The organism is Parvimonas sp. M20 (assembly GCF_035282425.1).
In the GTDB taxonomy this organism is placed as follows: Bacteria; Bacillota; Clostridia; order Tissierellales; family Peptoniphilaceae; genus Parvimonas.
Genome location: NZ_JAYKBQ010000125.1, coordinates 1 through 287, shown reverse-complemented (window position 1 = coordinate 287; position 287 = coordinate 1). Strand labels below are relative to the sequence as shown.

The following is a 287-nucleotide window of genomic DNA, read 5'->3' as shown; positions in this document are numbered from 1 at the left end:
CCATCAAAATACGGAATACTCAACTCTTCGAGAGCTTGTTCCATCAGCAAGTCGTAGTTTGTCGTAAAAATTTCTACAGGCCTATCTCTATCAATTGCACTAATCCACTTTGCAAACCTATGATAGGGAGTTTCCTTATTAGGTAAATCTCTTCGGACTTTTTCAATAATATGCTTGCATATACTTATTTCTAATTCAATAAGTTCCTGCTCCTTAAGTCCTCTTACCTCTCCCCCTCCGCATGCCACACTTTTTAGCGATCGGACAAAGCTTAGAACGTCTTCTAA

General features: G+C 39.0%; 1 protein-coding gene. It reads right to left on the bottom strand.

The annotated features are described in order from the left end of the window. The coding region (locus VJI93_RS08670; RefSeq protein ID WP_324009299.1) for a hypothetical protein at window positions 1–248 on the bottom strand (248 nt) is incomplete at its 3' end. Window positions 249–287: the final 39 nt, after the last annotated feature.